Genomic DNA, 16146 nt, shown 5'->3' with positions numbered 1-16146 from the left:
GACCATGGATCGAATCAAGATCACCGGCGGCGCGCCGCTCCACGGCGTCATTCCGATTTCCGGCGCCAAGAACGCTGCCCTGCCGCTGATGATCGCGAGCCTGCTCTCCGAAGACGTGCTCACCCTCACCAATGTGCCGCGTCTGGCCGACGTCGCCCTGCTGGCCCGCATCCTCGGCAATCACGGCCTCGACGTCACCATTGCCGGCAAGCGCCCGGGCGAGCTGGAACTCACCGGCCAGACGGTGCGCCTCGATGCCCGCTCCATCGTCGACACCACCGCGCCCTATGAGCTCGTCTCGCGCATGCGCGCCAGCTTCTGGGTGCTCGGTCCGCTGCTCGCCCGCATGGGCCATGCCCGCGTCTCCCTGCCCGGCGGCTGCGCCATCGGCACGCGTCCGGTCGACTTCCTCTTGATGGCGATGGAGCGGCTCGGCGCAAAGATCGAAATCGAAAACGGCTATGCCGTCGCCGAGGCGAAGAACGGCCTGAAGGGCGCCGAGATCGATTTCCCCAAGGTCACCGTGGGCGGGACCCATGTCGCGCTGATGGCGGCGACGCTCGCCGAAGGCACCACCGTCATCCATAATGCGGCGCGCGAGCCCGAGATCGTCGATGTCGCCGACTGCCTGATCAAGATGGGCGCCAAGATCAAGGGCGCCGGCACCTCGACCATCGAGATATCGGGCGTCTCCCGCCTGCAGGGCGCGCATCACCGCGTGATCTCCGACCGCATCGAGGCCGGCACCTATGCCATGTGCGTAGCGATGGCCGGCGGCGACGTCATGCTCGAAGGCGCTCAGCCCGAGCTGTTCGAGAACGCGCTCGATGTGCTGCGCGAGGCCGGTGCCGAGATCGCCGCCACCAATGAGGGCATCCGCGTGCGCCGCAACGGCCATGGCATCGATCCGGTGGCCGTGACGACCGAGCCCTTCCCCGGTTTTCCGACCGACCTGCAGGCCCAGCTGATGGGCCTGATGACCAAGGCCAAGGGCAAGTCGCGCATCACCGAGACGATCTTCGAGAACCGCTTCATGCATGTGCAGGAGTTGGCCCGCCTCGGTGCCCATATCCATCTTGACGGCCAGACGGCGATCGTCGAGGGCGTCTCCACCCTCAAGGGCGCCCCGGTGATGGCGACGGATCTGCGCGCCTCGGTGTCGCTGGTGATCGCCGGCCTGGCGGCCCAGGGCGATACCGTCGTCAACCGCGTCTACCATCTCGATCGCGGCTTCGAGAGCCTGGAGCGCAAGCTCGCGGCCTGCGGCGCCCAGATCGAGCGGATCTCCGGCGAGGGCTGAGGCCTTCCGCCTGGCGGCGGCGCCGCTTTTACGGTCTTTCAATCGGGGCGCAACCACGCCGGTTCGCGCCCCTTTGACATTACGGACGGGCAGGCATGCTGAAGATCTGGGGACGCCGCAACTCCTTCAACGTCCAGAAGGTGATGTGGCTAGTGGGCGAACTCGGCATCGTCCATGAGCATATTCCCGCAGGCGGCGATTTCGGCGGCCTGGATCGACCCGAATTCCTGGCGCTGAACCCGCATGGCCGGGTGCCAGTCATCGACGACGCCGGCACTATCGTATGGGAATCGCACACGATCCTGCGCTACCTCGCAGCTCGCTTCGGAACTGCAGGTTTCTGGCCTGACGATGCGGGCGAGCGCTCCCTATTCGAGCGCTGGATGGACTGGTCGCAGACAGCCTTGCAACCGGCCTTCCTCACGGACGTGTTCTGGGGCTTCTATCGCACACCGGAAACCCAAAGGGACTGGCCCCGCATCCGTCGGGGCATCGAAGACTGCAGCGCTTATTTCCGGCTGCTCGACCACTGGCTGGAGGGCAGGCGCCATATGCTGGGTGATGATCTCAGCCTGGCCGACATTGCCGTCGGGACCACGCTCTATCGCTATTTCAATCTTGATATCTCCCGCCCTGAAATTCCGTATGTGCGGGCTTGGTATGAGCGCCTCGAGGCACGGGCGCCCTATCGCGACCATGTCATGATTCCGTTCGACGACCTGCGTGGCCGGCTCGCCTTTTGAGAGGTGGGTCTCCTCCCATTCCGCAAGTTATAAAGGGCCGACATCCCTCACCGGTCATCCCTGGCCGAGCCGCTCGCGAGTACAGCGAGAGAGTGGGGTACCGTCACAAGCCTTGCTTGTGACTGGGGCCGTGGGGCGCGACTTGTAGCCCCGAATCCCCTTCTCGGGTCTGCGACACGGCCGGGATGACAGGGCCGTCGCACGAGAGATCGATCCTTTTGCCAGGCGATATCAAAGCGCCTTGCCGAGGCGTTCCTTCAGATAGGCGTCGAATTCCATGGCGAAGCGCTCCGCCACGTCGAGGCGGACCCGGTTCGCCGAGCGGATCATCTGGAAACCGGCATCGATAAAAACGCCGAAGGGGCGAAAGGCGATGTCCCGGCCCGCGAACTCGCTCGCCGAAGCCGGATCGACCAGGGCGATGCCCGCACCTTCGGCCACCAGGGTAAGGGCCGTGTAGGAGAGCCTCGTTTCAAGCGCGGCAAGGCGTGGTACGCCGGCAAGCGCCAGTTCCACCCGCATCGAAAACAGGGTGCCGGGATCCAGGTTGATGACGCGTTCGCCGGCTAGATCGCCAGGTTCGATAACGGTTTTGCGGGCCAGAGGATGGCTCTGCGGAAGCGCGGCGAGTGCGGCGGCAGGATAGGCCTCGATGATGAAACCGCTCCTGTCGAGCGGCTCATCCGCATAGCCGAGATCGGCCCGTCCGACAGCCACCGCCTCGATCACCATGGCGGAGGGCAGTGTATCCAGGGACACGTTCAGACCCGGCTTGTCGCGCAGGAAACGAGCCAGGAAGCGCGGCAGCAGGCCGTTGCCCAGGGCCGGCATGGCCGCAATCCGCAAGGTTCCGGCCGAATGCCGCCCGATCTCCCTGGCGCGCGAGACGATCCTGTCCAGGCCGACAAAAGCCCGCTCCACCTCCTCCATCAGCTCGGTCGCGGCACGGGTCGGTCTGATCTGATTGCCTTTGCGCTCGAACAGATCCAGGCCGGTCGCTCGCTCCAGATCGGCGATCAGGCGGCTGATGGCCGGCTGCGTCACCGCCATCAGGTCGGCCGCCAGTGTCATTTGGCCGGTGCGCATCACGGCCCTGAAGGCCTGCACCTGTCTCAGATTGATGGGAGACTTCATAACATCTGCTTATCCTTGAAGGCCGATTTCGAATTTGCGCGAATGCATGGGCAATGCAAGTCTGGGGCAGCCGAGCAAGAGGAAAAAGCGCATGGGCGCGCAGTCCCTTCTGACGTCGCTGTATCGCTACAAGGCCTGGGCCGACGGGCTGTTGCTCGAGGCGATGGTTGACCTCGTCCAAGCCGGGCCGGCCTCCAATTTCGACACGGCGCTGCGCCTTCTCAATCATGCTCACATCGTCGATCGCATCTTCATGGCGCATCTTCAGGGGTACAGCCATGCCTATGACGACAACGAACCGGACGAACTGCCGCCCCTGACAGACCTGTCCGCGGACATTCGGCAGACGGACAGAGCCTATATCGATTACGTCGCCGGCCTGTCGGCGGATGACTTGCAGGTACCCATCCGCTTCCGGTTCACGGACGGGCAGCCGGGCCGGATGTCGCGTGAGGAAATGCTGGCCCATGTCATCACGCATGGCGGCTATCACCGCGGCGAGATCGGCCGTCTCCTGCCTGAGGTCGCGCCAGCCGCCTCGGTCGACGTCTTCGCCGGCTACCTGCATCGCTCGGAGCCGGAACGCCGGGCATGGCGGGGCGACATCGACTGCTGACAAGCCGCGGTCAGCAAGCAAAGCCTATACTCCGTCAGACAACCGTTTTGGGAGTTCGACGGATGTCCAGCACCGACTATCAGGACGATCCCTGGGGCCGGCATTGGTGCCATGCCCCACGCCGCAATGGCTTCATCATCGAGACCGGCGGGGCGGCAGCGCCAGGCATCGTTCGTCGGCTGTTGCAACGTCTCAGGGCATGGTGGACGGCGGTTGAATGACATCCCCCCGTCAACCGGTCATGTCCGGACAAGCCCGGCGTGCGGCATTGGCTCGGTGCCGCCGGTGATCGCCGGCCTGGCGGTCCAGGGCGGTGCCATCGTCAACGGCGTCTATCGCCTCGATCGCGGCTTCGAGAGCTTGGAGCGCAAGCTTGCGGCCTGCGGCACCCAGATCGAGCGAGGCCTGAGACTGCGTCCCTGGGACCGTCAGCATCCTGCTGGCCTCCAGGAAACGGCACCATTCATGCCGTAGGTGCGGACCGATAAGGGCGGTTCGCCCAGCGGTCGAGAGCCGGCAGGATGCCGGCGGTCAGGAAACGTCCGGGCCTGCGCTCACTTCCCGTCGAGGAAGGCCAGCAGAGCCGCGTTGAACAGGGCCGGGTCCTGCAGGAAGGCGAAGTGGCTGGCATTGGGCAGGATCAGAAGGCCGGCGCCGGGAATGGTGGCGGCGATATATTCGGTATGCTCGCGCTTGATCGCCTCGTCATGATCGCCATCGACCACCAGGACCGGTGACTTGATCGCCTTGAGCTGCACGTCGGTCCAGCTCGGCTGGGTCGCCCACATCTGGCTGATCTGCCCGACGAAGGCCTCATACCCCTTCGGGGTCGGCGACAGCTTGGCGTATTCCTTGCCGGCCCGTTCGATATAGGCGGCGAAGGTGGGATTCTTGTCGACCCCCTCCTTGACGCCGGAAGTCAAGGTGTTGGCCGCGAAGGCGAAGATCTTGCCGACACGGTCGGGATGGCGGATGGCCAGATCGATGCCGAGAATGGCGCCGTCGCTCCAGCCGACGATATCGGCTTGTCGGATCTTGAGCTTGTCGAGCAGGGCGACGACGTCATCGGCCATCAGGTCATAGCCAAAGGGCTTGCCGTCCCGGCTCGAGCGGCCATGGCCGCGGCTGTCGACGAGGATCACCCTGTGGCGGCGTGCCAGGACCTTGGCCTGCAGGCCCCAATAGTCCGAATTGCCGAGCCCGCCATGCAGCAGCACGACCGGCGCTCCCTTGCCGAGGGTGGCGTAATAGAGCTTGATGCCGTTGATGTCGGCAAAACCGCCCTTGGCCACCGGGGGCGGCGTCGGCGGCAGCGTCTCCCAGCGCTCGGCCGCCCGGACCGCCCCGAGCGGGGCGAGAAACAGGAGGCAGGCGGAAAAGGCGGCAAGAATGATGCGCATTGGAGGATCCGTCGACTCGAAATCCGATCGAGCCGACGATCCGTCATTTGGGCACCGACGTCAAAGCGCATTAAAATAGTGTTCTATCGGGAAGCATACCGGTCGGAGCCTGCGCCTCCTCCGCCCGTATTCTGGTCGACCCAGCGATACCAGGCCTCGGCACTGCCGTTGAAGACGTTGAGATCGATCTTCTCGCTGACGCCGTGCGAAAGACCCGATCCGGAATATTGCCAGAAGATCCATTTCCGGCCCTCGAACACCTTGGAGGGGTGCTGGGCGACGGAGCGCAGCCAGAAGGGATAATCGAGGAAGGCGCCTTCGAGATTGTCGTGGTAGAAGCCCGGCGCCGTGTAGATGATCGGCCGCTGGCCGTAATGCTGCTCCACCATGGTGAGGAAGACGCGCATCTTCTCACGGATCTCGGTCGGCGATGGCCGCCGCTTGCAGGCGGAGTCCGCATTCCATTCGACGTCGAGCACCGGCGGCAGTGCCCCGTCGACACGCGGTACGTTGCGGATGAACCAGCGTGCCTGCTCGGCGCCGCTGCGGCACCAGTAGAAGAAATGGTAGGCGCCGCGCTTGAGGCCTGCCTCATGCGAAGCCCGCCAATTGCGCTTGAAGAGGGGATCGAGATGGTCTCCGCCATCGGTCGCCTTGATGAAGGCGAAGTTGGCGCCTTGCTGGCGAAGCGTCTGCCAGTCGATGTCGCCCTGCCAGCGCGAGACGTCGACACCGTGGACCGCGAAGGCGCGGGGCGAGGCCTTCCCGAAATTGATCGGCTTGGCATCCCGGAAGCGGCGGCCATAGATGCGCTCGCGCAGGCTCTGCCTGATCACCGGCGCGGTCATGGTCGCTGCCGCTGGCTCGACGGGAAGCGCAACAGGCCGCAGCGGCGGCCTGGAAATCGGCGGTTGCGCCATGGCCACCGTGTCCGGCGGCACGCTTTCGGGAAGGGGCTGCTGGATCGGTTCCGGCTCCGGCGGCGCCGGAATGGAGGAAGCGACCGAGCCCGTGGTCTCCGGCGGCCGGATGGGCCGGTCAGGATCGCCGCTGATGGCACTGCAGCTCGCGAGGGCGAGACAGGCGACGAGAATGGCTGGCAGGCCCAGTACGCGCATGGATACTCACGTCAACAAACGCCGGAACGATCGGCCCCAGTCCCCCCGGAAGCCGTAACCAAACGTTTGTGCGTAAATCGCCAACAAAGATTGAATCAAAAGGCAGAGCCGTTGATTTCGGGCCACAAGGCGCGCCATTCCCGGAATATGGTAAGTTTTCGGCTAGCAATCATGGTTACCGCCGCAGCTCGTTTCGGCTGGTCGCCCCATCCCGGTCAATGCCGTCGTCGCAAGCGCCGCCAGCCACCCGCGACGCCGCCGTTCGTAACGATGAAAAGCCTGGTGCCGAATGCCAATGCATTTCATTCGGGGAAAAACGCTCCGATTTGTCATCGCCGGGCGTGCCCCGGCCATGACAAAGGTCGTGCAACCTCGACGTTCAAGTGAACTGCAATTGCCTGCGTGAAGCCGATTTATTCCGCCGCGGCCCGCAGCCGGAAGGGCAGGTCGAGCTTGCGCCACACCGCCACCAGCGCCTTCGTCAGTTCGGCGATCAAGGCCTCGTCATGGAAAGGCGTCGGCGTGATGCGCAGGCGCTCGGTGCCGCGCGGCACGGTGGGATAGTTGATCGGCTGGATATAGATGCCATGCTCGGCGAGCAGCAGGTCGCTGGCCGCCTTGCAGCGTTCGGCATCGCCCACGGTCACCGGCACGATATGGGTCTCGGAGATCGTCACCGGCAGGCCGGCATCCGCCAGCGCCGCCTTGGTGCGGGCGGCATTGGCCTGCTGGGCCGCGCGTTCGCTCTGCGAGACCTTGAGATGACGCACGGAAGCCTGCGCCGCCGCCGCCACCGCCGGCGGCAGCGCCGAGGTGAAGATGAAGCCCGGCGCGTGCGAGCGCACTGCATCGATGATGGGGGCATTGGCGGCGATGTAGCCGCCGAGCGTGCCGAAAGCCTTGGCGAGCGTGCCCTCGATCACGTCCACGCGTCCCATCTCGCCGTCACGTTCGGCGATACCGCCGCCGCGCGCGCCATACATGCCGACGGCATGGACCTCGTCGAGATAGGTCATGGCGTTGTAGCGCTCGGCCAGATCGCAGATCCGGCCAATCGGTGCGATGTCGCCGTCCATGGAATAGACGCTCTCGAAGGCGATCAGCTTGGGCCGTTCCTTGCCGGCCTTGCGCAGGAGGTCTTCGAGATGGTCGAGATCGTTGTGGCGGAAGATCGCCTTCTCGCGGCCCGATTGCCGCACGCCCTCGATCATCGAATTGTGGTTGAGCTGGTCCGACAGGATCAGGCCATCCGGCAGCAGCCTGCCGATGGTGGAGATGCCGGTCTGGTTGGAAACATAGCCGGAGGTAAAGACCAGGGCCGCCGGCTTGCCGTGAAGATCGGCCAGCTCATGCTCCAGCATCACCACCTGATGGCTGTTGCCCGAGATGTTGCGTGTACCGCCGGCACCGACGCCGAGTTGCTGGGCCGCTTCCACCATCGCCGCGATCGAGGCGGGATGCTGCCCCATGCCGAGATAATCGTTCGAGCACCACACCACGATCTCGCGCGGGCCATCGGGCGCATGCCAGAGGGCATGGGGAAAACGCCCCGCGATCCGTTCGATGTCGGCGAAGACCCGATAGCGCTTCTCGCGCCGGAGAGCGTCGACGGCCGTTTCGAAAATCGCAGTATAGTTCATCATCTCAACCCAAACTCGCCTTCAGCCGACCTTGGCCGGCGATGGCCTGTATCCGGCGTTGCCGGCCCCGAGAGGCCGTCGCCCGCTTCGAACTCTTCCAATCTGGCTCAGTCATAACCCGGATTTCGGGCCGATGCACCATGATGGGCAGTAAAGACGGCGATTGGTCGCGGGTCCCTGCGCTTTGGCACGCAGCGCAACCTGCCGCGCGAAAATAAGCCATAGCCATGGGGACGGCTTGCTCCGATTGCTGGAAAGTGCTTCCAGCAGGATCGCCAACGGGTCGGGATCAGAAATATTTTCGGCGCCCGATAGACGATTCACCTCCATCCTTATTAATGAAAGGAAACAAGATTTCCTGATGCTCGGCGGCTACCCCCGTGTTCCTCCCCGATATCGAGACCCCTGAAGCCCTTCGCAGGGATGGTGCAATCGCCAGGCAGATTCCACTCGAGCATGCCGCGGGCGTGATCGAATGGAATCTGCAAGACATCAGACATTTGCCGGCCCTTCGGGCGAGGCCGTGGCGGCCGGTGTGGCCATGAGGAACGAGGCTTCTTTGCGCCCCATCCTGATGTCGGGGCTGGGGGTCACCTTCCTGGCCTTTCTCGACACCGGCATGAAGGTGATCTCGACCACCTATCCCCTCATGCAGGCCATCACCATGCGCTACGGCGCCGGCGCCGTGACGGCTCTGGTGATCTATCTCCTCTTCGCCAAGGGCTGGCCGAGCCCCGCCGCCTTGCGGCGCAACGCTGTGCGCGCCGTGGTGGTGCTGGCGACGGCGGCCTGCTTCTTCACCGCGATTTCGCGGCTGCCGCTGGTCGAGGCGATCACCCTCACCTTCCTCGCCCCGCTTTTGATGGCGGTGCTGGGGCGCATCATCCTGAAGGAGGCGATCGCCGTACGCGCGCTGGTCGCCATCCTGGTCGGCTTTGCCGGCGTGCTGGTGATCGCACGCGGCCAGGAGGCGGGCGGGGCCCACGCCTTCGACGTGATCGGCCTGATGGCGGCGCTCGGCTGCGCCTTCTTCTATGCCCTGTCGATGGTGCTGATGCGCCAGCAGTCGAGCCAGGATTCGACGCTGACCATCGTGCTGCTCTCCAACTGCTTCGCCTTCGTGTTCGTGCTACCGGCCGGCGCGTGGCAATGGCAGCCGGTCAAGCTGGAGCATTGGCTGATCACGGCCACGGTTGGCCTGTTCGGCACTTTCGGTCATCTGTGCCTCGCCTGGGCCTATGCGCGCGGCCATGCCGCCCGGCTCGGCATCATGGAATATACCGCCTTCGTCTGGGCGATGATCTTCGGCTATTACCTCTTCGCCGAAGTGCCGACGAACTGGACGCTCGCGGGCGCTGCGCTGATCATGGCAGCCTGCCTTTTCGCCACCTTCAGCGTACCGCGGGCCCGCGCGGCCTGAGGTCGTGCCCGGTTTGCCCCTGCCCCCCATTCACCAAATTCATTTTGGTCGGAATTGTTTGCGGAGGCGCTCCTTGACAGTGCGCAGGGCCCTGACTAAATGCGGGTCAGTCGTTAGCACTCGCCGTCGGTGAGTGCTAACGACCTATCATAAAAATCCCTTCGATGTGGACCAGGGGCCAGCCCCCTCGCACAAGAGGAAGACAACCATGAAGTTCCGTCCGCTCCACGACCGCGTGGTCGTCCAGCGCGTCGATGCCGAAGAAAAGACCAAGGGCGGCATCATCATCCCCGACACCGCCAAGGAAAAGCCCCAGGAGGGCAAGGTCATCGCCGTCGGCCCGGGTGGCCGCGACGAATCCGGCAAGCTCACCCCCCTCGATGTCAAGGCTGGTGATCGCGTCCTGTTCGGCAAGTGGTCGGGCACCGAGATCAAGCTCGATGGTGAGGATTACCTCATCATGAAGGAATCCGACATCATGGGTATCGTTGCCTAATCGGCAGCTACCGCTTTCCCCATTCATTCTGAGGACACCCACATGGCTGCCAAGGAAGTCAAATTCTCCACCGACGCGCGTGACAAGATGCTGCGCGGCGTCGACATTCTCGCCAATGCCGTCAAGGTCACGCTGGGCCCGAAGGGCCGCAATGTCGTGATCGAGAAGTCGTTCGGCGCGCCCCGCATCACCAAGGACGGCGTCACCGTCGCCAAGGAGATCGAGCTCTCGGACAAGTTCGAGAACATGGGTGCCCAGATGGTCCGCGAGGTTGCCTCCAAGACCAACGACACCGCCGGTGACGGCACCACCACGGCGACCGTTCTCGCCCAGGCCATCGTCCGCGAAGGCGCCAAGGCGGTTGCCGCCGGCATGAACCCGATGGACCTCAAGCGCGGCATCGATCTGGCTGTCCAAGCTGCCGTCAAGGACATCGCCGACCGTTCTAAGAAGGTCGCGAATTCCTCCGAGATCGCCCAGGTCGGCACCATCTCGGCCAATGGCGACGCCTTCATCGGCGGCGAAATCGCCAAGGCCATGCAGAAGGTCGGCAATGAAGGCGTGATCACGGTCGAAGAGGCCAAGAGCCTCGACACCGAAGTCGACATCGTCGAAGGAATGCAGTTCGACCGCGGCTACCTGTCGCCCTACTTCATCACCAATGCCGAGAAGATGATCGCGGACCTCGAGGATCCCTACATCCTCATCCACGAGAAGAAGCTCTCGGGCCTGCAGGCCATGCTGCCGGTGCTCGAAGCCGTCGTTCAGACCGGCAAGCCCCTGCTCATCGTCGCTGAAGACGTCGAAGGCGAAGCTCTTGCGACGCTCGTCGTCAACAAGCTGCGTGGTGGCCTGAAGATCGCTGCCGTCAAGGCTCCGGGCTTCGGCGACCGCCGCAAGGCCATGCTGGAAGACATCGCCATCCTCACGGGCGGCCAGGTGATCTCCGACGACCTCGGCATCAAGCTCGAGACCGTGACCCTCCAGATGCTCGGCCGCGCCAAGAAGGTGTCGATCGAGAAGGAGAAGACCACGATCGTCGACGGCGCCGGCAAGAAGAAGGACATCGAAGGCCGCGTCGCTCAGATCAAGGCCCAGATCGAAGAGACCACCTCCGACTACGACCGCGAGAAGCTCCAGGAGCGCCTGGCCAAGCTCGCCGGCGGTGTTGCCGTCATCCGCGTCGGTGGCTCCACCGAAGTGGAAGTCAAGGAGAAGAAGGATCGCGTTGACGACGCTCTGAACGCCACCCGCGCGGCCGTTCAGGAAGGCATCGTCCCCGGCGGCGGCACGGCTCTGCTCCGCGCCAAGGCTGCGGTCGCCAAGCTCTCCTCCGACAACTCGGACATCCGCGCCGGCATCAAGATCGTCGAGAAGGCTCTCGAAGCCCCGATCCGGCAGATCTGCGAGAACTCGGGCGTCGAAGGCTCGATCGTCGTCGGCAAGATCCTCGAGAACAAGTCGAAGACCTTCGGTTTCGACGCGCAGAACGAGGAATATGTCGACCTGCTCGAGAAGGGCATCGTCGACCCGGCCAAGGTCGTGCGCACCGCGTTGCAGGACGCCGCTTCGGTGGCTTCGCTCCTGATCACCACGGAAGCGATGATCGGCGAAGCGCCGAAGGACAAGGCCGCTGCTGCTCCGGCAATGCCGGGCGGCGGCATGGGCGGCATGGACTTCTAAGAAGTCCAGCCAACCGGCTGATGACGAGAGGGCGGTGCCGCAAGGCGCCGCCCTTTTTCTTTGCCGAAAGCGGGCCGATCGAGAGCGCTCTTGAACCGGCATGCGGGGAGATTAAATCTGGGAGATAACCCTCTCTTTTTCCTACCGTCCCTGTGCACCTCCAATTCCTTTCCGGACACTGGTTGTCCCTAAAGAATTGACCTCGCCGCTCTCCAATTGCATGAAGGCTCATGGAACATTCCAACGCCAGTTTTCTTCCCAGCCTTCTGCTTTTCCTCGGTGCCGCGGTCGTCGCGGTTCCCATCTTCAAGCGCATCGGCTTCGGCGCCATTCTCGGCTATCTGATCGCCGGTCTGGCGATCGGGCCGTCCGGCTTCGCGCTGTTCACCGACACCGTCACCATCCAGCATATCGGCGAGATCGGCATCGTCCTGCTGCTCTTCGTCATCGGGCTCGAATTGCAGCTCTCGCGCCTGCTGGCGATGCGCAAGGACATTTTCGGCCTCGGCGGCCTGCAGCTCGTGGTCTGCGCCCTGGTGATCGGCGGTATCGCCCATGCGCTCGGCCTCTCGATGATGGGCGCCGCGATCACCGGCATTGCCCTCGCCCTCTCCGCCACCGCCATCGCCCTGCAGGTCCTGGGCGAGCGCGGCGAGCTGCAGGCGCCCTACGGCCAGCGCAGTTTCGCAGTCCTGCTGTTCCAGGACATGTCGGTGGTGCCGATCCTGGCGCTGATCCCGCTTTTCGCCGTCGAAGCGGCCCACGCCGCCAATGATGGCGGCGGTTGGACCCGTACCGGCATCATGATCGGCTCGATCGCCGTGGTGGTGCTGGCGGGACGCTATCTGCTCAACCCGCTGTTCCGCATCCTCGCCACCACCGACGCCCGCGAGGTGATGACGGCCGCCGCCCTGCTGCTGGTGCTCGGCACCGCTCTCCTGATGCAATGGGCCGGCATGTCGATGGCCCTCGGCGCCTTCCTCGCCGGCGTGCTGCTGGCGGAGTCGAATTTCCGCCACGAGCTCGAGGCCGACATCGAGCCCTTCCGCGGGCTGCTGCTCGGCCTGTTTTTCATGAGCGTGGGCATGGACATCAACGGCGCGCTGGTGCTGCAGCACTGGCTGGCCCTGGTGATATCAGCCCTCGGCCTCATCCTGGTCAAGTCGGTTTCGGTCGCCGCCGTCTTCCGCCTTACCGGCTCCACCAAGCTCGATGCCATCCGCTCCGGCATCCTGCTTTCACCGGCCGGCGAATTCGCTTTCGTGCTGATCCCGCTCGGGCTGTCCTACGGCTTCCTCCAGGGCGAGCAGGCCGGCTTCGTCAAGGCATTGGCAGCCTTCACCATGCTGTTCGGCCCCCTGATCGCCGCCGGGTCCGAGCGCCTGCTCACCCGTTTCGCACCGGCGGAGCTGACCCGGGAAGAGGATTATTCCGACGCCCACGGCAAGGCCCTGGTCATCGGTTTCGGCCGCTTTGGCCAAGTCGTCTCCCAGGTCCTGCGCACCGCCGACATCGAGACGACCATCATCGACAAGGATGTCGAGATGATCGACGTCGCCGCCCGCTTCGGCGCCAAGGTCTATTTCGGCGATGGGGGCCGGCTGGACGTGCTGCGCGCGGCCGGTGCCGGCGAGGCCCGCGTGATCTGCGTGGCCATCGACGACCGGGCCACGGCAGTGAAGATCGTCGAAATGATCAAGGCCGAGTTCCCGCTCACCGAAGTCTATGCCCGCGCCTATGACCGCCAGCATGTGCTGGCCCTGCTCAGCGCCGGTGTCGACTTCCACATGCGCGAGACCTATGAGAGCGCCCTCGCCTTCGGGCGATCGACCTTGGAAGCACTCGGTGTCGACAATATCGAGGCCGAGGAGATCATCGAGGACGTCCGCGACCGGGATGCAAGGCGCATCGTGGCGCAGCAGCAGGGCGGCATCTATGCCGGCATGGACCTGATCAATTCCAAGCGCCTGATGAAGCCCGAGCCGCTGGAACGTCCGGACACGGTGGGCGTCACCCTGAACAAGGAAGCCATCGACGCGGCCGAGGAGGCGAAGGAAGAGGAAGAGACCGGCTGAGGGGCACTGCTCCTTCACCTGGAGATCGTGCAGGACATGGCGCTACAGCCGCATCCAGCGAGATTGGGAGTGTCAGCCTCCGGCTGACATCTTGAAAGCCAAACGCTTGTCGTCCGCCAAGATGTAGAATGTCAGCCGGAGGCTGACACTCCGCCTATCCTACACTCCCTCATGCAAACGCAACTGCCGTTCGAGGCTTGAGCTCTCCTGAATTGTTTGTAGACTAACGATCTCGAACCATCGGAGGAGCGCATCATGGCGCATGAGGAAGCTAGGGACGGCGGGGCCGATGACAAGCTCGTCATTCGCAATATCGGCCTGCTGTTGAGCGGCGACATCGCCAATCCGATCCTCGATGCCGACACGATCGTGGCGGTCGGCGGCCGCATCGCCGCCATCGGCCGGGAGAAGGATCTCGACCTTTCCGGGGCCACCAGCGTGATCGATGCCTTGGGCACCGCCGTCACGCCAGGCCTGATCGACAGCCATGTCCATCCCGTCGCCGGCGACTGGACGCCCCGGCAGAACCAGCTCGGCTGGATCGAATCGAACCTCCATGGCGGCGTCACCACCATGATATCGGCCGGCGAGGTGCACACCCCCGGCCGCCCCCGCGACGTCACCGGCCTCAAGGCGATGGCCATCTATGCCCAGCGCACCTTCTCGGCCTTCCGGCCCAGCGGCGTGAAGATCCATGCCGGCGCGCCGGTCATCGAACCCGACATGGTGGAGGACGACTTCAAGGAACTCGCCGCCGCCGGCGTGAAACTGCTCGGCGAGGTCGGCCTCGGCGGCGTCAAGGATGGCCCCACCGCGCGCAAGATGGTGAGCTGGGCGCGCAAATACGGCATCCAGTCGACCATCCATACCGGCGGCCCGTCGATTCCCGGCTCGGGTCTGATCGACAAGGACGTCGTGCTGGAAGCCGATACCGACGTCGTCGGCCATATCAATGGCGGCCATACCGCCCTGCCCCTCGACCAGATCCGCTGTATCTGCGAGGGCTGCGGCCGCGGCCTCGAACTGGTGCACAACGGCAACGAACGGGCCGCACTCTATACGCTGCGCACCGCGCGCGAGATGAACCAGCTCGAACGCGTCATCCTCGGCACGGATGCACCAGCTGGATCGGGCGTGCAGCCGCTCGGCATTCTGCGTATGGTCTCGATGCTGTCCTCGCTCGGCGACGTGCCGGCCGAGATCGCCCTGTGCTTTGCCACCGGCAACACCGCCCGCATGCGCTCGCTCGACTGCGGCCTGATCGAAGTCGGCCGTGCCGCCGATTTCGTGCTGATGGACAAGGCCCAGCATTCGGCCGGCAAGAACCTGCTCGAGAGTATCGAGCTCGGCGACCTGCCCGGCATCGGCATGACCGTGATCGATGGCGTGGTGCGCACCCAGCGCAGCCGCAACACGCCGCCGGCCACCAAGGTGCCGGTGATCGAGAGGGCTTGAGGCTTAGCTTGGGGCCGGTCTTCAGATCAGCCTGGAACCGCCGCACCGGCTGCGGAGGAGAGCCGGGTCGAAGACCCACCCCCAAGCTCCCAACCTTCACTTGACAGACTCCGACACCTCGATAATTTATTAGTACACTAACAATTTCTCACTGCGCGAGGTGGGGATGTATCTGCGCCCCAGAACGGTGGACGAAGCCTGCGAAGCCCTCGCAGCTGAGCCGATGCGCATTCTCGCGGGCGGCACCGACATCTTCCCCGCTCTCGGCGACAGGCCGCTCACCGGCGCCGTGCTCGATCTTTCCGCCATCGACGGGTTGTCGGGAATTGAATTCGGCGCCGACGTCATCCGCATTGGCGCCCGTACGACCTGGTCGGCCATCGCCGGGGCTGCGCTGCCGCCGGCTTTGCATGCCCTGCAGCAGGCCGCCCGCGAGGTCGGCGCCATCCAGATCCAGAATGCCGGAACCATAGCCGGCAATCTATGCAATGCCTCGCCCGCGGCCGATGGCGTGCCGCCTCTGCTCGCGCTCGACGCACGTGTGGAACTGCGCTCGACAAAGGGCGGGCGCGAACTCACCCTGGGCGATTTCATCACGGGCTATCGCAGAACCGCCCGACGGCCCGACGAATTGGTGAGCGCGATCCTGGTGCCGCGCAGCATCGAGACCGGCCGTTCGGCCTTCCTGAAGCTTGGAGCCCGCAAATATCTCGTCATCTCCATTGCGATGGTGGCCGTCATCATCGCTTGCGACGATGAGGGTACCATCAGCCAGGCGCGTATCGCCGTCGGTGCCTGCTCGGAAATCGCCCGGCGCCTTACCGGCCTGGAAGCTACCCTGATCGGCGCCAAGGCTGAGCCCGGCCTCGGCGTGCTGATCCGGCCGGAGCATCTCGCGGGCCTTGCGCCGATCGACGATGTCCGTGCCAGCGCGGAGTATCGGCGTGACGCGGTGAAAACCTTGATTGCCCGCACGCTCGATGCGGCCTTGCAACAAAGCGTTTCGTGATTCGACGGTCTTGCCTAGAATCATGAAGACGCGTCGAAACGAAGAGAGAGCAAAAGG

At 64.5% G+C, this 16146-nt stretch carries 14 protein-coding genes and 1 pseudogene; 11 read left to right on the top strand and 4 right to left on the bottom strand.

The genetic code is table 11. From position 1 onward, the window contains the following. Positions 1-4 precede the first annotated feature (4 nt). Together murA and J8I29_RS01325 are read left to right on the top strand one after the other, a co-directional pair. On the top strand, positions 5-1300 hold the full coding sequence (murA, locus tag J8I29_RS01330) for a UDP-N-acetylglucosamine 1-carboxyvinyltransferase (protein ID WP_105861391.1): 1296 nt from the start codon (positions 5-7) through the stop codon (positions 1298-1300). A 95-nt stretch (positions 1301-1395) separates the two neighbouring features. Then, positions 1396-2043, top strand: coding sequence for a glutathione S-transferase (locus J8I29_RS01325; RefSeq protein ID WP_209430347.1), 648 nt, complete (start codon positions 1396-1398; stop codon positions 2041-2043). Between the two features lie 231 nt (positions 2044-2274). Here the strand turns inward: J8I29_RS01325 and J8I29_RS01320 are convergent, their stop codons facing one another. After that, positions 2275-3177: a LysR substrate-binding domain-containing protein gene (locus J8I29_RS01320; protein ID WP_245196533.1), complete on the bottom strand. Its 903-nt coding sequence runs from the start codon at positions 3175-3177 to the stop codon at positions 2275-2277. A 91-nt stretch (positions 3178-3268) separates the two neighbouring features. On the opposite strand from J8I29_RS01320, the gene J8I29_RS01315 reads away from it, so the two are divergent. From J8I29_RS01315 to J8I29_RS01305, 3 genes and pseudogenes are all read left to right on the top strand, one after another. After that, the gene (locus J8I29_RS01315) at positions 3269-3793 is read left to right on the top strand and encodes a DinB family protein (protein WP_209430346.1); all 525 of its coding nucleotides are present in this window, start codon (positions 3269-3271) and stop codon (positions 3791-3793) included. Positions 3794-3855: 62 nt separating this feature from the next. Next, positions 3856-4014 carry a hypothetical protein gene (locus tag J8I29_RS01310; RefSeq protein ID WP_209430345.1) on the top strand — a complete coding sequence of 53 codons (159 nt, stop codon included), beginning with the start codon at positions 3856-3858 and terminating at the stop codon, positions 4012-4014. 52 nt (positions 4015-4066) lie between these two features. Continuing rightward, a pseudogene (locus J8I29_RS01305) lies at positions 4067-4267 on the top strand (hypothetical protein); the annotation flags it as partial. A gap of 80 nt (positions 4268-4347) precedes the next feature. Here J8I29_RS01305 and J8I29_RS01300 read toward each other — a convergent pair. From J8I29_RS01300 to hemA, 3 genes are all read right to left on the bottom strand, one after another. Continuing rightward, positions 4348-5193, bottom strand: a complete 846-nt coding sequence (locus J8I29_RS01300; protein WP_209430343.1) for an alpha/beta hydrolase — start codon at positions 5191-5193, stop codon at positions 4348-4350. Between the two features lie 83 nt (positions 5194-5276). Beyond that, positions 5277-6311, bottom strand: a complete 1035-nt coding sequence (locus J8I29_RS01295) for a GH25 family lysozyme (RefSeq protein ID WP_105861386.1) — start codon at positions 6309-6311, stop codon at positions 5277-5279. Between the two features lie 413 nt (positions 6312-6724). Next, on the bottom strand, positions 6725-7951 hold the full coding sequence (gene hemA / locus J8I29_RS01290; RefSeq protein ID WP_209430574.1) for a 5-aminolevulinate synthase: 1227 nt from the start codon (positions 7949-7951) through the stop codon (positions 6725-6727). A gap of 475 nt (positions 7952-8426) precedes the next feature. On the opposite strand from hemA, the gene J8I29_RS01285 reads away from it, so the two are divergent. From J8I29_RS01285 to J8I29_RS01260, 6 genes are all read left to right on the top strand, one after another. Further along, positions 8427-9371, top strand: coding sequence for a DMT family transporter (locus J8I29_RS01285; protein ID WP_209430342.1), 945 nt, complete (start codon positions 8427-8429; stop codon positions 9369-9371). Between the two features lie 208 nt (positions 9372-9579). After that, positions 9580-9867, top strand: a complete 288-nt coding sequence (groES, locus tag J8I29_RS01280; RefSeq protein ID WP_105861384.1) for a co-chaperone GroES — start codon at positions 9580-9582, stop codon at positions 9865-9867. A gap of 42 nt (positions 9868-9909) precedes the next feature. Next, complete coding sequence (gene groL / locus J8I29_RS01275; RefSeq protein WP_105861383.1) at positions 9910-11550, top strand: chaperonin GroEL; 1641 nt, start codon at positions 9910-9912, stop codon at positions 11548-11550. A gap of 230 nt (positions 11551-11780) precedes the next feature. Further along, a complete protein-coding gene (locus tag J8I29_RS01270) occupies positions 11781-13625 on the top strand; it encodes a monovalent cation:proton antiporter-2 (CPA2) family protein (RefSeq protein WP_105861382.1) in 1845 nt (614 codons plus the stop codon). A 255-nt stretch (positions 13626-13880) separates the two neighbouring features. Beyond that, on the top strand, positions 13881-15080 hold the full coding sequence (locus J8I29_RS01265) for an amidohydrolase family protein (protein WP_105861380.1): 1200 nt from the start codon (positions 13881-13883) through the stop codon (positions 15078-15080). 166 nt (positions 15081-15246) lie between these two features. Continuing rightward, positions 15247-16089, top strand: a complete 843-nt coding sequence (locus J8I29_RS01260; protein ID WP_209430341.1) for an FAD binding domain-containing protein — start codon at positions 15247-15249, stop codon at positions 16087-16089. Positions 16090-16146 lie beyond the last annotated feature (57 nt).

It is taken from the genome of Labrys sp. LIt4, from assembly GCF_017813775.1.
Lineage (GTDB): Bacteria > Pseudomonadota > Alphaproteobacteria > Rhizobiales > Labraceae > Labrys > Labrys okinawensis_A.
Note: the sequence above shows the minus strand (reverse complement) of the source record. Positions and strands in the feature narration are given on the sequence as shown.